The organism is Prevotella sp. TF12-30, from assembly GCF_003436715.1.
Lineage (GTDB): Bacteria > Bacteroidota > Bacteroidia > Bacteroidales > Bacteroidaceae > Prevotella > Prevotella copri_A.
The window spans coordinates 6,314-7,086 of record NZ_QSQJ01000068.1; the positions used below are offsets into that span (position 1 = coordinate 6,314).

Here is a 773-nt window from a genome sequence, read left to right on the forward strand (position 1 = left end):
AGGTTCTTGTGTGGCTTCTCTACTGGCAAACCGAGCATCACACGGGTAGCCAACTCGATGAGGTTGATCTTCAACACCTTGCTTACGAATGGGAACGAACGACTGGCACGCAAGTTACACTCGATAACGAGAATATCATTGTCACGAGCCATGAACTGGATGTTGAACGGACCGTTGATGTGCAACTCCTTGGCAATCTGACGACCTACTCGCTTCACACGACGAACTGTCTCAACATACAACTTCTGAGGAGGGAACTGAATGGTTGCATCGCCTGAGTGAACACCGGCAAACTCGATGTGCTCGGAAATCGCATAGGCTATCACCTCACCATTCTTTGCCACTGCATCCATCTCAATCTCCTTGGCATGTTCGATAAACTTACTTACTACCACTGGGTGATCCTCACTTACGTTGGCTGCCAACTGCAGGAATCGCTTCAGCTCTTCCTCATTAGAACATACGTTCATCGCAGCACCAGAAAGCACGTAGCTAGGACGAACCAATACTGGGAAACCTACACGCTCGATGAAGTTGTCGATGTCCTCCATAGAGGTCAGGGCGCTCCACTCTGGCTGGTTGATGCCGTTGTTGGTCAACATCTGAGAGAACTTGGCACGGTCCTCAGCATTATCGATGTCCTTGGCAGCAGTACCCAGGATTGGCACGTTCTGTGCATCCAAGTGCATAGCCAAGTTGTTTGGAATCTGACCACCGGTAGATACGATGACGCCATGAGGCTGCTCCATCTCGATGATATCCATCACACGCTC

Annotated in this window: 1 protein-coding gene; it reads right to left on the bottom strand. The window is 50.2% G+C overall.

Features of this window, described 5'->3' with window-relative positions; translation table 11 throughout:
- Positions 1 to 773: ATP-grasp domain-containing protein (locus DXD25_RS17255; protein WP_233522355.1), on the bottom strand; the 773-nt coding region annotated here is incomplete at both ends.